This is a genomic window from Pedobacter sp. BMA, assembly GCF_001027745.1.
Taxonomy (GTDB): domain Bacteria; phylum Bacteroidota; class Bacteroidia; order Sphingobacteriales; family Sphingobacteriaceae; genus Pedobacter.
Genome location: NZ_LECU01000004.1, coordinates 146,334 through 161,825, shown reverse-complemented (window position 1 = coordinate 161,825; position 15,492 = coordinate 146,334). Strand labels below are relative to the sequence as shown.

Sequence of the window (15,492 nt, the reverse complement as noted above, 5' to 3'; positions counted from 1 at the left end):
TTGCTATCTGAGTCTCTTGTATCTATTTCATTTTCGCCTGCTGATTAGTCTTTACTTCTATTGTTTTGTTGTTGATGTTAAATTCTATATTCCCTGCTGCCCGCAGAAATTTCAATAATTTTGAGACATTGTTGTTGCGGCTTACTATACCATTGAATTTTATTGCAGGGACTTTGCCGACGTATTTAACATCTACATCATACCATCTTTCCACCTGCCGCATCACTTCGGTAATATTTGCATCCTCGAATATAAACAGGCCGTTTTTCCAGTCAACGACATTTTCAGTATCAACATTTCTAAGTTGAATCTGACTTCCGTTTGCTTCGAAAACTGCTTGTTGTCCAGGCTGGAGAATCCTTGAACTGTGGTTGTTTTTTAATCTTACAGATCCCTCAAGCAGCGTGACTGCTGACTGAACCTCATTTGGATAAACATTAACATTGAAATGAGTACCCAGAACTTCAACGGTAGTATTTTGATTTTCTACCATAAAGGGTTTGGATTTATCTTTAGACACTTCGAAGTAAACCTCGCCGGTAACGGACACTTTCCGGTACTGACCGGTAAAAGCAGTGGGGAAAGTAATGGATGATTCGGCATTAAGCCACACCTGGCTATGATCCGGTAATTCCAGGCGATATTGCCCTCCGCGTGGGGTTGTCAGTACATTTGTAAATACCCTGGTTTCTTTACGCTCATTAGCGGCATAAGAAATTAATCCCTCATTCTCCTTATTGATAACCGATGAGCCCTGCTGTGACAGTTTTCCGGTTTGGGCATCATTCAAAATGATTTCTGTACCATCTCCCAACTTTAATATTGCTTTATTCCCTCCTGGGGCTAAATCAGCTTTAACCGTTTTACCTGTGGTTTGCTGCATGCTTTTACCCAGATAAGTATGGTATGCAATATAACCCACGGCAACTAATGATGCAGCGATGGTTATTTTTTTCGCAAAGTCAATTACAATAGCTGTTCTTGACTTTTCTTTTTTGTCTACAATATTATTATACATGTGTTGCCAGTCCACATGGTGAACATCTGCATCAGGAAGTGTAAGCTTGTCTGAATATTTCATGTAATCATCCAGAACATGTTTGTATTCATCTTTGCTGATGTATTGAAACAATTCTATAAAATCATCTTCTCCGATGGTTTTATGAACATATTTATCGAGCAACTCGTTAATTCGATCGTTTTTATCAGGCATGTTGGTTAAGGCATAAAATGCGCCTTTAAAACATAGACCAAAATGCGGAAGCGTAGGACCGCATTTATCAAAAAATATTTTTTAACGGTCCTTGTCTGTAAACGAATAGTCTATTGTCAAAACCCAGACCCAAAAAGATGTACAAAAAAATCACATACCTCATTGTTTGTTTGTTCGCTATTGCCTCAATAAACCAGTCGGCGAAAGCATTACCAACGTTAAGCGTTCAAGACACCATTCTGCGATATGTACCCGGACAGCGTTACATATTTAAAGTTTCCGATTCCAGTGGAGCCTATGCAACGGCAATTGAGTATATTCCCGGCGATTCAAAGTCTAAATTGATACTAACTTCTCCGCATGGCGGTAATTTAAAACCTGAATTTATCCGTACACGAACCAAAGACTATGTCGCAACACAGGATGAAAAAGACTATGGCGATACAGAAAGCTTCTCGGCAGTGTCAGATAGTAAAACCCTGGAGCTTACAATGGAACTTGCTGATGAAATAAAACGCTTAACAGGATTGAGACCGCATGTCGTTTTAAACCATTTACACCGGAGTAAACTCGATGCCAACAGGGGTATGTCACTGGCGGCTCAAGGAGACCGCAACGCGGAACTGGCATGGAAAGCTTTCCACCAGTATATTGATGCAGCCCGCGTTCTGGTATTAAAAAATGGCGAGGGCCTCTTGCTTGATATACATGGGAATGCGCACAGGCCGCAAAGAACTGAGGTAGGGCTATTGCTTAAGGCTAAGGATTTCTTATCAGATAATCTGGAACAGTATGCTGATCAGTCTAGTGTAAAAGCACTGGTGAAGGGTGGCAAAGCGACGATGACTGATTTGGTTAAAGGCAAATATGCGCTTGGTACACTGCTTAGTGATGAGCAGATATTGGCTGTTCCAGGCAGGTCTATACCAAATCCGACTGACAAAACGGTCTTTCCGGATGGTAAATATTTTAACGGAGGCTATAACACGGCAAGGCATGGCTCTAAATTCGGAGGACTGCTTTCGGCTATCCAGCTTGAATTTAATTCAGATGTAAGAATGGATGATCGTAAACGGCCTGAGTATGTGAAGCACATAGCCAAGGCTATTCATCAATTCATGGATAAATATTATAATTAATATCAGGAAAACAAGTAGCCCAGGAAGCCTGCCAAAGTGATCTTTAGCGTGTGCTTCGAAAGGTAGTGGCGAAGGTATTTTAGGATATCCACAATAAGGTTTTTTACCCTGCTTTTTGACAAGCCCATCTCTTGTGCAATTTCTTCATGGCTGAGACCATCTACACGGCTCATTTTGAAAATCTGTTGCTTTTGCAATGATAGATTAGCCAAGCCATTTTTAATAAGAAGCTCACTATCTTTAAAATTAGTGAGCTCTTCAACCGGATTGCTTTCGGTTTGCATATTGGCCCAGATCTGTGAAAGGTTTTTTTGATTTTTCGCCGCCTGGTTCAGATAGTCGTAGGTTTTGTTTCTAACGATGGTGTAAATATAATTCCTTGGGTGTTCGATATTAGGCAGCATTTCTTTTTTTTGCCATATCGTAAAGAATGTATCCTGAACAATTTCTTCGGCGTCAGCTTTAGAATGCACAAATTTGACCACAAAACAGTAAATTTTGTTTTTGTATAACTCAAAAACGTGTTTAAACGCTAATTCATCTCCATCAGCAATTTTTTGCAGCAATATTTTTTCCGCTGTGAGGCTATAAACTGACATTAGGGATGAATTGGCTTGTTTGGGTTGGCTAAATATATGAATTACTGTATAATAAAGCGAGGTTTGAAAAAAAATGGTAAAAAACGTGTTTGATCTCGATCAACATTTTGATCATGATGAACCTTTTAGTCGAAATTAAAGCGCAAAACGAAAAAATGTTTTATATTTCATTTCCAAAACAGTAAGATGAAATCACTCTTTAGCAATTTAACGTTCCAGGTATTAGTAGCGATTACCATTGGTATAATCGTTGGCGCGTATTTTCCGGGCTTTGCACCTTCAGCTAAACTTATTAGTCAGGGTTTTATCAACCTCATTAGTATGCTCATTGCACCGATCATTTTCTTCACCATTGTGTTGGGGATTGCACATATGGGGGATATGAAGAAGGTGGGAAGAGTCGGAGGTAAAGCACTTCTGTATTTTGAAATTGTGAGCACCGTAGCCATTGCCATTGGATTACTGGTGGCCAATGTGCTGAAACCAGGAGCGGGGATGATTACCCAAGGAGGTGACGCAACAAAAGTTGCCGGCTACGCTGAACAGGCCAAAGAAATGAACTGGGCTGAATTCTTTCTGCACATCATTCCGCATAATGTGATCGCCGCCTTCGCCGAAGGAAATATTCTGCAGATTTTACTCTTCGCCATTCTCTTTGGCTATGGTCTGAACAAACTGGGAGGGGAAGGTGCATCTGTCCTGAATGCTTTTGATAAAATTTCGAAAGTGCTGTTCAAAATTATGAAAGTGATTATGCGTCTGGCGCCAATAGGCGCATTCGGTGGAATGGCATTTAGTATTGGTACGCATGGCTTAAGCAGTATTCTGGGTATGGCCAAGCTTATGGGCTCAGTTTACCTTACCTGCATTCTTTTCATTTTTGTCGTCCTGAACGGCATTTGCCGATACTATCATTTCAGTTTATGGAAGTATCTGAAATTTATTCGTCAGGAAATTTTGATTGTTTTAGGGACTTCTTCGTCAGAATCAGCGCTGCCGAGTATGATGCAGAAAATGGAAGCTTTTGGTTGCGAAAAATCGGTAGTGGGCCTGGTGATTCCAACCGGGTATTCTTTTAACCTTGATGGAACGGCAATCTATCTGGCCATGGCTGTAATTTTTCTCTGTCAGGTTTTTCATGTTGATTTATCATTGGGCCAGCAAATCACAGTATTAGGTGTATTGATGGTGACTTCAAAAGGAGCAGCAGGGGTAACGGGAAGCGGATTTATTGTATTGGTATCTACCCTTACCGCACTGAAAATTATGCCCATTGAGCATATTTCAATTTTAATTGGGGTAGACCGTTTTATGAGCGAAGCCAGGGCAATAACGAATGTGATCGGGAATGGTATTGCTACAATCGTTATCGCCAAAAGTGAAAACCAGTTTGATGAAGCGAAGTATTCACAGATTATTTAACTTACCTTTGCAGGGAAACGTACACACAGTACGTTTACTTAATCCAGATCACATTGGCTCAAGAAGAACAAAATAACCGCAAGGAAAAAAGCGAGTTACACCCCCGCAACAAACACAGGTCGCGTTATAATTTTAAACAACTTACCGCATCATCGAAAGAACTAAAACGTTTTGTTTTTAAAAACGAACACAACGACGATTCGATTGATTTCGCTGATCAGAATGCTGTGAAAGCATTGAACCGCGCTTTGTTAAAACAATTTTACGATATTTCCCAATGGGATATTCCCCAGGATTTTCTTTGTCCCCCTATCCCGGGACGGGCAGACTATATCCACTATGTTGCTGATCTTTTAGGATCGAGTAATAAGGGTAAAAACCCGAAAGGAGCCAACGTAAATGTGCTGGATATTGGTGTGGGTGCCAACTGCATTTATCCCATTATCGGTCACCAGGAATACGGCTGGCATTTTGTAGGGTCTGAAATCGATCCGCTTTCTGTGGAGTCGGCGAAACGTATTGTGGATACCAATAAACCCTTGCAGGGTGCAATAGAAATCCGTCAGCAATCTTCAAAAATGGGTATCTTTAGAGGTATTGTAGGACGGACCGAGCGTTTTGATGCTGTGGTTTGCAATCCTCCTTTCCATGCTTCGTTAAAAGAGGCAGAGCAAGGAACCCGACAAAAATGGCGCAATCTGGGCGGAAATGAAAAAGAAGTAAAGCATGTATTAAACTTTGGTGGTAATAAGGCTGAGCTTTGGTGTCCGGGTGGTGAACGTGCCTTTGTTGAGCAGATGATTATCCAGAGTGCACAGATAAAAAATCAGGTCCTTTGGTTTACATCTTTGGTTTCGAAAAGTGCCAACTTAAAAAGCATTTATAACGCATTGGTGAAATCAAATGCTTTTGAGGTGCGGACGGTACAAATGAGTCAGGGACAAAAAATAAGTCGTTTTGTGGCGTGGACCTATCAGGATGACCAGGCACAGGCCGAGTGGGCAAAAGGATGGAAATAAGCTGTTGTTCTCAAGAAGTATTTAAAATAACATTTTCGTGAAAAATCGCCCTAAATAATATGCTTTTAGGTTTGACTTTCCACTCAATAATATTAGCTTTGCACAAAAAAAATTGATACATGAGCGTTTTAGTTAACAAAGATTCTAAGGTTATCGTTCAGGGTTTTACCGGAAACGAAGGAACTTACCACGCTGAGCAGATGCTGGCATATGGTACAAACGTAGTTGGTGGTGTAACTCCTGGCAAAGGTGGGCAATTACATTTAGATAAGCCTGTTTTTAATACTGTTAAAGATGCCGTTGATCAAACGGGAGCAAATGTATCTATCATTTTCGTTCCACCGGCGTTTGCTGCTGATGCGATTATGGAAGCTGCTGAAGGCGGAATTAAAGTGATCGTTTGTATCACTGAAGGTATTCCAACTAAAGATATGATTCAGGTTAAAGAATATATCTCTGACCGTGATGTGACGTTAATTGGTCCGAACTGTCCGGGTATCATTACTGCTGATGAAGCTAAAATTGGTATCATGCCAGGGTTTATCTTCAAGAAAGGTAACGTTGGTGTAGTTTCCAAATCAGGAACTTTAACTTATGAAGCAGTAGATCAGGTAGTAAAAGCTGGTTTAGGTATTACAACTGCTATCGGTATCGGTGGCGACCCGATTATTGGCACACCAACTGTTGAAGCTGTAAAATTATTAATGAACGATCCGGAAACTCACGGTATCATCATGATTGGTGAAATTGGTGGTGGTATGGAAGCTGAAGCTGCGCGCTGGATTAAAGAACACGGTACTAAACCTGTTGTTGGTTTCATCGCTGGTCAAACTGCGCCTCCGGGACGTAGAATGGGTCACGCAGGTGCTATTGTAGGTGGTGCAGATGATACTGCTGCTGCTAAAATGAAAATCATGGCAGAATGTGGTATTCGCGTTGTAGAGAGCCCGGCTGAAATTGGTGCTGCAATGGCAGAAGAACTGGCAAAGTAAGACTTTAAAATTTACATAAATGAAAGCGTTCCGAATATTCGGGGCGCTTTTTTGTTGTCGGAGTTTTTTTGCCACGGAAACACAGAAGACACGGAAATAAATGGGGAAAAAAGAGAAATTTGATTAGATTAGTTTAAAATTTTCTATATGGATTATCAAATAAGACAAGATAATCTTCCCTATAAGAATGAAACTGATTTAATTATTAACGCCGCAATTGAAGTTCATAAGAATTTGGGTTGCGGTTTTCTTGAAATTGTTTACAAGGATGCGCTTTGTATCGAATTTGATAGCCGGGGATATTTCTACGAAAGAGAAAAATATTATCCTGTTTATTATAAAGACAATCTGTTGCCGCATAGCTTTTATGCAGACTTTATTGTTTTTGATTCGGTAATTTTAGAAATTAAAGGTAAAAGTGGAATAGCAAATGAAGATTTAGCTCAAACGATTAACTATTTAAAATGCTCAGAATGTAAGGTTGGTTTGGTGCTAAATTTCGGTAAAACAACTTTAGAAATTAGGCGCGTTATTCTATAATATCAATTCCGTGTATTCTGTGTTTCTGTGGCAACTATGCGATAGGCATTTAAGTTGAACTAATTTCAGTTTGTTCCTTCTGCTTCAATGAGAATATCATCCCTTTGTAAACACTAGACCAAACAATAGCTTCTACAAACCAAAACAAAATTTACAGCGTATATGGTTATATGAAAACGATGTTAAATAAACTATTTTTGGTCTCTGCTGTTGTTCTTATAACAGGTTTATCTGCTTGTGCACAAAAGCAGGATAAGAAAGAAAAGAAACAGGCAGAGCAATCGGAAAATATCATACCAAAGAAAAAGATGAACTGGAATCCATTAACACCCGAAGAAGAAAGAGTAATTGTAAATAAAGGCACTGAGTATCCTGGTACAGGTAAATATGAACACACTACAGAAAAGGGTACATATACCTGTAAACGCTGTAATGCCGCGCTATACAGATCGGAAAGTAAGTTTGATGCGCATTGCGGATGGCCGGCTTTCGATGATGAAATTAAAGGCGCTGTAAAACGCATTCCTGATGCAGACGGCTCACGTACAGAAATTGTTTGCGCCAATTGCGGAGCACACTTAGGACACGTATTTTTAGGAGAAGGATTTACGAATAAAGACACCCGTCACTGCGTAAATTCTATCTCTATGAATTTCGTTCCGGATAAGAAATAAGGTGGATATAGTTGGGTTAGGTTTGGGCGTACGACAGCAAGTTGTACGCCCTTTTTTTTGCCTGCAATTTAACTGTTTTTCCACAAATTGCTGATTATAAACTAAATGCTTATATTTGCAGGCGCAATAAAGAAATGTTAGCCTATGAAGTATCTGTTGTTATTAAGTTTTTGTTTCCTGTTTTTACAAGGTAAAGCACAAAAATCCGACCCATCAAATGAGCCGGATAGTATCAAAAAAACAGTTCTCGCTACTTACTACCACAGAAAATTCGAAGGCCGCCGAACCACAAGCGGCGCAAAATACAGAGCCAAGAAATTTACTGCAGCTCACCGCACTTTACCCATGGGTACGCTAGTTACCGTAACCAATCCCGACAATGGAAAATCTGTTATTGTAAAGGTGAACGACCGGGGTCCTTATTCCAAAAAACTGGCGATTGATCTGTCAGAAAGTGCTGCCAAAGAGATTGGTATATACCACAAAGGGATTGCGAAAGTTAGTCTCGCTTACACGGTAGAGTAGTATTCCATTTCGCTATAATCTGCCCATCGTATTCCCCTCAAATTTAAGTTATTAACACTTTTTTCAGTTCGTTAAGCGCTCCAAAACAATCGATTAGCTTTTTTTTCACTTGAAAATGATATTGTGCTGATCGTTTTTCCCCAGTTATGGGTTAGGGTGTTAACAACTTTGATTCACAAAAAAGGCCTGCCGTATCTATATTTGTTATAACAAAGTTCTTTAACTTCCTGCGTTCGAAAACAAATATAAAAGCTTAGTTTTTAGTAGTTTAATGGTGCATCTCTCAGATCACTTTTCAAATTTTTATCACTAAAAACCCGGTAGTTCTTTAACGTTGGGGTTAGCACTTTCACTAGAGTTTCAATACATCACATTTCAATCGCCTGTTAACACCGGCGGTTGCGGGGTTTTGTCGGCTCTGATTAGAACAATAAAAAATAAAGTATCAGCTATGGAACAGGAATTATTACTACAAGAAAACAAAGACAGATTTGTGCTTTTGCCAATCAAATATCCGGCAATCTGGGAAATGTATAAAAAGACCGAAGCTAGTTTCTGGACGGCAGAAGAGATCGATCTTTCTGACGACCAAAAACACTGGGATAATTTGAACGATGGAGAAAGACATTTTATTTCTCATATCCTTGCTTTCTTTTCTGCTAGTGATGGTATTGTTAATGAAAACCTGGCTGTAAATTTCATGAGTGAAGTACAGTTGCCGGAAGCGCGTTGTTTCTATGGTTTCCAGATTATGATGGAAAATATACATGCTGAAACCTATGCATTATTGATCGATACTTATATTAAAGACCCTGAGGAAAAGGATCGCCTTTTCCATGCCATTGATACCGTTCCAGCTGTGAAAAGAAAAGCAGAATGGGCACTGAGGTGGATCGAGAACGGGACTTTTGCTGAACGGTTGGTGGCATTTGCTGCGGTTGAAGGTATTTTCTTTAGCGGAAGCTTCTGCTCTATATTCTGGTTAAAAAAGCGTGGCTTAATGCCGGGCCTCACCTTTAGCAACGAGCTGATTTCACGGGACGAGGGCTCACACTGTGAATTTGCATGTTTGTTGTACAGCATGTTGAGTAACAAACTGAGCGAAGAGCAGGTTCATTCGATCATTAGCGATGCAGTGGAAATTGAAAAAGAATTCGTTACTGATGCTTTGCCAGTTGCCTTAATTGGGATGAATGCGAAGTTAATGAGTCAGTACATCGAATTCGTGGCCGACAGATGGTTACAGGAATTGGGCTACAAAAAGATCTACAATGCCACAAACCCATTCGATTTCATGGAGATGATTTCATTGCAGGGTAAAACTAACTTCTTCGAAAAACGTGTTGGTGATTATCAGAAAAGCGGTGTGTTAACATCGGCAGATAATAAAGCACAGGCATTTTCATTGGATGAAGACTTTTAAGGTAGAAGGATAAAAGGTTGAAGGAATAAGGTCTTGATATCTGATACTTACAACTTGATACTAGAATAAACAGAAATTATAAACGCGACACTCAAGTCTTGATATTTGATGCTCGCTATTGATACTAAAAATTAATCTCATAAAATATGTTCGTACTAAAAAGAGATGGCCGGAAAGAGCCGGTGCAATTTGACAAGATTACAGCTCGTATTCAAAAGTTATGCTACAGTTTGAATTCCGACCTTGTAGATCCGATAGACGTTGCCAAAAAGGTAATCGAAGGATTATATGATGGCGTTACCACGTCGGAACTGGATAACCTTGCAGCAGAGACTGCTGCGTCGCTCACTACAAAGCACCCTGATTATGCTTTGCTGGCTTCGCGTATAGCGGTATCCAACCTGCATAAAAATACAACCAAGTCATTCTCGGGTACAATGAAAATGTTGTACGAATATTTTGACCCGAAAGCACAGAAAGCGGCACCGCTTATTGCTGATGATGTTTATGAGATCATTGAAAAAAACAAGGATATTTTAGATAGTTCGATCATTTACGATCGGGATTTCGGCTTTGATTACTTCGGTTTCAAAACGCTGGAAAAATCATATCTGTTAAAAGTTAACGGTGCAATTGTAGAGCGCCCTCAGCACTTATTCATGCGTGTATCGGTTGGTATCCATAAAGAAGATATTGAAAGTGCAATCAAAACCTATAATTTAATGAGTGAGCGTTGGTTTACACATGCTACACCAACATTATTTAACGCTGCCACACCGAAACCACAAATGTCTTCATGCTTCCTTTTAACCATGCAGGATGACAGCATTGAAGGTATTTATGATACGCTAAAACAAACTGCCAAAATCTCTCAGAGTGCCGGTGGTATTGGTTTAAGTATTCACAATATCCGTGCAACTGGTTCATACATCGGTGGTACAAACGGAACAAGTAATGGTATCATCCCAATGTTACGTGTATTTAATGATACGGCACGTTACGTAGATCAGGGTGGAGGTAAACGTAAAGGTGCTTTTGCAATTTATTTAGAGCCTTGGCATGCTGATGTTTTCGAGTTCCTTGATTTACGTAAAAACCACGGTAAAGAAGAGATGCGTGCCCGCGATTTATTCTATGCACTCTGGATCAATGATTTGTTTATGCAACGTGTTAAAGATAATGGCGACTGGACATTATTCTGCCCGCATGAAGCACCAGGTTTAGCAGATTGTTTCGGTAAGGAGTTTGAAGCGCTTTATGCTAAATATGAAGCAGAAGGCCGCGGAAGAAAGACCGTTAAAGCCCAGGAACTTTGGTTTGCAATATTAGATTCGCAAATTGAAACAGGTACGCCTTACATGTTGTTTAAAGATGCGGCGAACAGCAAATCGAATCAGCAGAATTTAGGAACCATTAAAAGTTCTAACTTGTGTACTGAAATTATCGAGTATACATCTAAAGACGAAGTAGCAGTTTGTAACCTGGCTTCGTTAGCACTTCCACGCTTTGTCATTAACGGCGCTTTTGACCACCAGAAATTATATGATGTAACTTATCAGGCTACTTTAAACCTGAATAAAATCATCGATCATAACTATTATCCGGTTCAGGAAGCAGAAAACTCTAATATGCGCCACCGTCCGGTTGGTTTAGGTGTACAGGGTTTAGCTGATGCCTTTATTTTATTGCGTTTACCATTTGAAAGTGATGAAGCAAAACGTTTAAACAAAGACATCTTCGAAACGATTTATTTCGCATCGATGACAGCTTCACATGATCTGGCAGTGAAAAACGGCCCTTACCAGACTTTCAAAGGATCGCCTTTATCTAAAGGTCAGTTCCAGTTTGATTTATGGAACGTAACGCCTGATAGTGGTCGTTGGGACTGGGATGCATTACGTAAAAAAGTAGTTAAAGATGGTGTGTACAACTCACTATTGGTAGCACCAATGCCAACAGCATCTACGTCTCAAATTTTGGGTAATAACGAATGTTTTGAGCCATATACCTCTAACATCTATACCCGCCGTGTGTTGAGTGGAGAATTCGTAGTGGTAAACAAACATCTATTGAAAGACCTGGTAGCACTGGGTTTATGGAATAATGATATGAAAAATCAGATCATTCTGGCTAACGGTTCAATCCAGGCTATTCCATCTATTCCTGATTATATCAAAGAACTATACAAAACGGTTTGGGAAATTAAGATGCGTAATATCATCGATATGGCTGCCGACCGTGGTGCTTACATTTGCCAGTCGCAATCATTAAACTTGTTCGTAAATGCGCCAAATACTTCAAAACTAACTTCAATGCACTTTTATGCATGGGAAAAAGGATTGAAAACAGGTATGTACTATCTACGTACTCAAGCTGCATCTCAGGCTGTTAAATTTACAGTTGAAAATCAGGGTGGTAAAGCCATTGAAGCGGTTATCCCTGCTCAGATGACACCAGATCAGGTTGCAGAAGAAATTGTAGACGGACCAGTTTGTTCAATGGAGGAAGGCTGTATCAGCTGTTCAGGTTAAACCCCCTGAATGCTGAAGGCAACTTTGGAAACGCAATAATATCGTAAGGTTTTGGGCTAGGGCTCAAAACCTTATTTTTTGTTCCTATTTTTGTAATGCAATTGGACTATCCTTAAGCATTATACCTTATGCCTTCAATCTTAAAACATAGCAAACACGAAATCATTCCCTGCGAAAGATGCGGAACAGCTATTGAATGCAAAGCAAATTCGTACACTAAATGCCAGTGCAGTGTGGTGCAACTCAGCATTAATGAAGTTCAGTACATCTCCGAGCTATTTGATGGATGTCTTTGTGCCAAATGCTTATTTGAACTCCAGCAGGAGTACCGAGAAGAAATCAGCATGTAGGTCTTCACCATACGAGCTCTTCCGGAGTAAGATCATTTCTGATTTCTAATCGAAATAATATCTGTACAGCAGACAAACCAGTCAGCAAAAACATTTACACAATTATGCCCTTGTCTTTTTTGTAAAATAGTAACTTTGCGCATTAATTTCGAATAAGTGAATTTTGAGTGAATGCGTTTGTATTGCGTAATAAACATTCAATTAGTCACCGATTTATTAATCTATCATTTGAAGACATGAAGAAAGTAAAAGTTGGTCTGGTACAAATGACTTGTACTAAAGATAAGCAGGAAAATTTAAATAAAGCGATTGTGAAGGTGAGAGAAGCAGCGGCAAAAGGCGCACAGATTGTGTGTTTGCAGGAGCTTTTTACCTCTTTGTATTTCTGTGATGTTGAGGATTACGATAATTTTGAATTGGCCGAAGCTATTCCCGGACCTTCAACTGATGCCTTGCAGGTGGTGGCCAAAGAACTTGGCGTTGTCATCATTGCTTCCTTATTTGAGAAGCGCACTGCTGGTTTATACCATAATACTACGGCAGTTTTGGACGCAGATGGATCGTATCTAGGTAAATACCGCAAAATGCATATTCCTGACGATCCGGCTTTTTACGAAAAATTCTATTTTACTCCCGGTGATCTGGGCTATAAAGTTTTTGAAACGAAGTTTGCCAAAATCGGGATTTTGATTTGCTGGGATCAATGGTATCCTGAAGCATCCCGCATCACGGCCTTAATGGGTGCAGACATTATGTTCTACCCAACGGCCATTGGCTGGGCAACCGATCAGGATGAAGAAACCAATCAGGATCAATACAATGCATGGCAAACCATTCAACGCTCGCATTCCGTTGCTAATGGCGTTCCCGTAGTAAGTGTAAACCGCGTGGGTTTCGAACAGGATGGCGCTATGAAATTCTGGGGCGGAAGTTTTGCCACTAACGCTCAGGGTAAGCTGCTTTACCTGGCTTCCCACGATCAGGAAGAAACTGAAGTGGTGGAACTGGATCTGGATCAAAGCGATTTTATGCGTAAGCACTGGCCTTTCCTGAGAGACAGACGAATTGATTCTTACCAGCCGATTACCAAAAGATTTATTGATAACGACTAAGCAGGTAAACCCATGTCAAATTTTCCTCCTAAAGAATACTTAAATATCAATCAGTTTGATTACTCCCCTAAGAAACAGGGATATTCCTTTCCTGCAGAATGGGCAAAACATGAAGCCACATGGTTAAGCTGGCCGCATAAAGAGGCAAGCTGGCCTGGAAAAATTGAAACCATTTATGAGCCTTATTGCCAGTTTATTAAAGCAGTGGCCGAAGGTGAAAAAGTGCGCATCAATGTTAAGGATGAAGCCATGAAGGCTTTTGCAACTTCAGAGTTGACGAAGGTTGATGCCGATCTATCGCAGATTGAATTTTACTTCAATGAAACCAATGATGCCTGGTGCCGCGACCACGGACCGGCTTTTTTACTGAAAGGTAATGAAAAGGCTGTGGTTGACTGGGGTTATAATGCGTGGGGGGGTAAATACCCACCGTTCGACCTGGATGATGTAGTACCCACTAAAATCGCGAAAGAGTTTAATTTGCCTTTGTTTAACCCCGACATTGTAATGGAAGGTGGATCGGTAGAGTTCAATGGTGCCGGGACAATTTTAACTACTACGGCATGTTTACTGAACGAGAACCGGAACCCACATTTAAGCAAAGAACAAATTGAAAAGTATTTACTGGAGTATTACGGACAGGAACAGGTGTTATGGTTGGGCGATGGAATTGTAGGTGACGATACGGATGGTCACATTGACGATATTACCCGTTTTGTTAATGAGGATACCGTTCTAACTGTAGTGGAAAGTAATCCATTAGATGAAAACTACCTTCTGCTACAGGAAAATCTGGAAGCCTTAAAAGCCATGAAACTGAAAGACGGCCGCTCATTGAATATCGTTGAACTGCCGATGCCATCACCGGTAATTTTCGACGACACCCGTTTACCAGCTTCTTATGCTAATTTTTATATCGCAAATTCGGCGGTAATTGTTCCTGTTTTCAATGATGTGAATGATCAGAAAGCTTTAGATATTATTCAGCAATGTTTTCCGGATCGAAAAGTGATCGGTATCAATTCGGTAGATATTATCTGGGGATTGGGAAGCTTCCATTGCCTGAGTCAGCAGGAGCCTGCCATTTAATTCTGAGCCGGAAGTCATGGAAACAATTTAACGATATCTTCACGAGAGTTGTTAACTTTACAACATTAAAATATTTCAACTTTACAACATTTCATAATGAAATTATTAGAAGGAAAAACAGCATTGATTACGGGTGCTTCAAAAGGTATCGGTCGTAAAATAGCTGAAAAATTTGCTGAGCAAGGGGCTAATGTGGCTTTTACATACTTATCATCAGTAGAAAAGGGCGAAGCATTAGAACAGGAACTGCAAAGCTTCGGAACAAAGGTTAAAGGCTATCGTTCTGATGCATCGAAATTCGATCAGGCAGAGCAGTTAATCAATGATATTGTGGCCGAGTTCGGAACGATTGACATCGTTGTCAATAATGCTGGTATTACCAAAGACGGTTTGCTTATGCGTATGAGTGAAGAAAACTGGGATGATGTAATCAATATCAACCTGAAGTCGATCTTCAACGTAACCAAAGCGGCTTCAAAAGTAATGATGAAGGCCCGTAAAGGCGTATTTATCAATATGAGTTCGGTTGTTGGTGTGCAGGGCAACGCTGGTCAGGCCAATTATGCTGCTTCAAAAGCCGGAATTATTGGTTTTACTAAATCAGTGGCGAAGGAATTGGGTTCAAGAAATATCCGCGCCAATGTGGTTGCACCTGGTTTCATCCGTACTGAAATGACTGAGGTTTTAGACCCTGCGGTTGTTGCCGGATGGGAAAAGGATATTCCTTTAAAACGTGCTGGTGAAACTGAAGATATTGCGAATGTTTGTGTGTTCCTGGCTTCAGATATGAGTGCTTATGTAACCGGACAAACCTTATCCGTTTGCGGCGGAATGCTATAGGTAAGACTAAATATAAAAATTTAA

Annotated in this window: 15 protein-coding genes; 13 read left to right on the top strand and 2 right to left on the bottom strand. The window is 40.2% G+C overall.

Annotated features, from left to right (window positions below; genetic code table 11):
- Positions 1–22: 22 nt before the first annotated feature.
- Positions 23–1,213 (bottom strand): FecR family protein, encoded by a 1,191-nt coding sequence (locus tag AB669_RS07000; protein ID WP_053058318.1) that lies wholly within the window; start codon positions 1,211–1,213, stop codon positions 23–25.
- Positions 1,214–1,350: 137 nt separating this feature from the next.
- Between AB669_RS07000 and AB669_RS06995 the strand changes: the two genes are divergently transcribed.
- A complete protein-coding gene (locus tag AB669_RS06995) occupies positions 1,351–2,352 on the top strand; it encodes a hypothetical protein (RefSeq protein ID WP_047798595.1) in 1,002 nt (333 codons plus the stop codon).
- A 2-nt stretch (positions 2,353–2,354) separates the two neighbouring features.
- Here the strand turns inward: AB669_RS06995 and AB669_RS06990 are convergent, their stop codons facing one another.
- Positions 2,355–2,951, bottom strand: coding sequence for an RNA polymerase sigma factor (locus tag AB669_RS06990; RefSeq protein ID WP_047798594.1), 597 nt, complete (start codon positions 2,949–2,951; stop codon positions 2,355–2,357).
- Between the two features lie 186 nt (positions 2,952–3,137).
- Between AB669_RS06990 and dctA the strand changes: the two genes are divergently transcribed.
- The 12 genes from dctA to fabG all read left to right on the top strand — a co-directional run bounded on the left by dctA (position 3,138) and on the right by fabG (position 15,468).
- Positions 3,138–4,373 (top strand): C4-dicarboxylate transporter DctA, encoded by a 1,236-nt coding sequence (gene dctA / locus AB669_RS06985; protein ID WP_047798593.1) that lies wholly within the window; start codon positions 3,138–3,140, stop codon positions 4,371–4,373.
- 53 nt (positions 4,374–4,426) lie between these two features.
- The gene (gene rlmF, locus AB669_RS06980; protein ID WP_047798592.1) at positions 4,427–5,392 is read left to right on the top strand and encodes a 23S rRNA (adenine(1618)-N(6))-methyltransferase RlmF; all 966 of its coding nucleotides are present in this window, start codon (positions 4,427–4,429) and stop codon (positions 5,390–5,392) included.
- Positions 5,393–5,511: 119 nt separating this feature from the next.
- Positions 5,512–6,384, top strand: a complete 873-nt coding sequence (sucD, locus tag AB669_RS06975; protein ID WP_047798591.1) for a succinate--CoA ligase subunit alpha — start codon at positions 5,512–5,514, stop codon at positions 6,382–6,384.
- A 147-nt stretch (positions 6,385–6,531) separates the two neighbouring features.
- Positions 6,532–6,924 (top strand): GxxExxY protein, encoded by a 393-nt coding sequence (locus tag AB669_RS06970; RefSeq protein ID WP_047798590.1) that lies wholly within the window; start codon positions 6,532–6,534, stop codon positions 6,922–6,924.
- A gap of 170 nt (positions 6,925–7,094) precedes the next feature.
- A complete protein-coding gene (locus AB669_RS06965; RefSeq protein ID WP_053058317.1) occupies positions 7,095–7,598 on the top strand; it encodes a methionine-R-sulfoxide reductase in 504 nt (167 codons plus the stop codon).
- 144 nt (positions 7,599–7,742) lie between these two features.
- Positions 7,743–8,123 carry a septal ring lytic transglycosylase RlpA family protein gene (locus AB669_RS06960; protein ID WP_047798589.1) on the top strand — a complete coding sequence of 127 codons (381 nt, stop codon included), beginning with the start codon at positions 7,743–7,745 and terminating at the stop codon, positions 8,121–8,123.
- Between the two features lie 451 nt (positions 8,124–8,574).
- Positions 8,575–9,546: a ribonucleoside-diphosphate reductase small subunit gene (locus tag AB669_RS06955; RefSeq protein WP_047799040.1), complete on the top strand. Its 972-nt coding sequence runs from the start codon at positions 8,575–8,577 to the stop codon at positions 9,544–9,546.
- 146 nt (positions 9,547–9,692) lie between these two features.
- On the top strand, positions 9,693–12,077 hold the full coding sequence (locus tag AB669_RS06950) for a ribonucleoside-diphosphate reductase subunit alpha (protein WP_047798588.1): 2,385 nt from the start codon (positions 9,693–9,695) through the stop codon (positions 12,075–12,077).
- A gap of 128 nt (positions 12,078–12,205) precedes the next feature.
- Positions 12,206–12,427, top strand: coding sequence for a cysteine-rich CWC family protein (locus tag AB669_RS21775; protein ID WP_082120610.1), 222 nt, complete (start codon positions 12,206–12,208; stop codon positions 12,425–12,427).
- A 236-nt stretch (positions 12,428–12,663) separates the two neighbouring features.
- Positions 12,664–13,539 (top strand): carbon-nitrogen hydrolase, encoded by an 876-nt coding sequence (locus AB669_RS06945; RefSeq protein WP_047798587.1) that lies wholly within the window; start codon positions 12,664–12,666, stop codon positions 13,537–13,539.
- A gap of 12 nt (positions 13,540–13,551) precedes the next feature.
- Positions 13,552–14,628 carry an agmatine/peptidylarginine deiminase gene (locus AB669_RS06940; protein ID WP_047798586.1) on the top strand — a complete coding sequence of 359 codons (1,077 nt, stop codon included), beginning with the start codon at positions 13,552–13,554 and terminating at the stop codon, positions 14,626–14,628.
- A gap of 96 nt (positions 14,629–14,724) precedes the next feature.
- Positions 14,725–15,468: a 3-oxoacyl-[acyl-carrier-protein] reductase gene (gene fabG / locus AB669_RS06935; protein ID WP_010599469.1), complete on the top strand. Its 744-nt coding sequence runs from the start codon at positions 14,725–14,727 to the stop codon at positions 15,466–15,468.
- Positions 15,469–15,492 lie beyond the last annotated feature (24 nt).

What these genes read in the sequence shown, in the direction of transcription:
- AB669_RS06940 (WP_047798586.1), top strand. Translation starts at nt 13,552, where the DNA reads ATGTCAAATTTTCCTCCTAAAGAATACTTAAATATCAATCAGTTTGAT.
- AB669_RS07000 (WP_053058318.1), bottom strand. Translation starts at nt 1,213, where the DNA reads ATGCCTGATAAAAACGATCGAATTAACGAGTTGCTCGATAAATATGTT.
- AB669_RS06990 (WP_047798594.1), bottom strand. Translation starts at nt 2,951, where the DNA reads ATGTCAGTTTATAGCCTCACAGCGGAAAAAATATTGCTGCAAAAAATT.
- sucD (WP_047798591.1), top strand. Translation starts at nt 5,512, where the DNA reads ATGAGCGTTTTAGTTAACAAAGATTCTAAGGTTATCGTTCAGGGTTTT.
- fabG (WP_010599469.1), top strand. Translation starts at nt 14,725, where the DNA reads ATGAAATTATTAGAAGGAAAAACAGCATTGATTACGGGTGCTTCAAAA.
- AB669_RS06995 (WP_047798595.1), top strand. Translation starts at nt 1,351, where the DNA reads ATGTACAAAAAAATCACATACCTCATTGTTTGTTTGTTCGCTATTGCC.
- dctA (WP_047798593.1), top strand. Translation starts at nt 3,138, where the DNA reads ATGAAATCACTCTTTAGCAATTTAACGTTCCAGGTATTAGTAGCGATT.
- AB669_RS06960 (WP_047798589.1), top strand. Translation starts at nt 7,743, where the DNA reads ATGAAGTATCTGTTGTTATTAAGTTTTTGTTTCCTGTTTTTACAAGGT.
- AB669_RS06945 (WP_047798587.1), top strand. Translation starts at nt 12,664, where the DNA reads ATGAAGAAAGTAAAAGTTGGTCTGGTACAAATGACTTGTACTAAAGAT.
- AB669_RS21775 (WP_082120610.1), top strand. Translation starts at nt 12,206, where the DNA reads ATGCCTTCAATCTTAAAACATAGCAAACACGAAATCATTCCCTGCGAA.
- AB669_RS06965 (WP_053058317.1), top strand. Translation starts at nt 7,095, where the DNA reads ATGAAAACGATGTTAAATAAACTATTTTTGGTCTCTGCTGTTGTTCTT.
- AB669_RS06955 (WP_047799040.1), top strand. Translation starts at nt 8,575, where the DNA reads ATGGAACAGGAATTATTACTACAAGAAAACAAAGACAGATTTGTGCTT.
- AB669_RS06950 (WP_047798588.1), top strand. Translation starts at nt 9,693, where the DNA reads ATGTTCGTACTAAAAAGAGATGGCCGGAAAGAGCCGGTGCAATTTGAC.
- AB669_RS06970 (WP_047798590.1), top strand. Translation starts at nt 6,532, where the DNA reads ATGGATTATCAAATAAGACAAGATAATCTTCCCTATAAGAATGAAACT.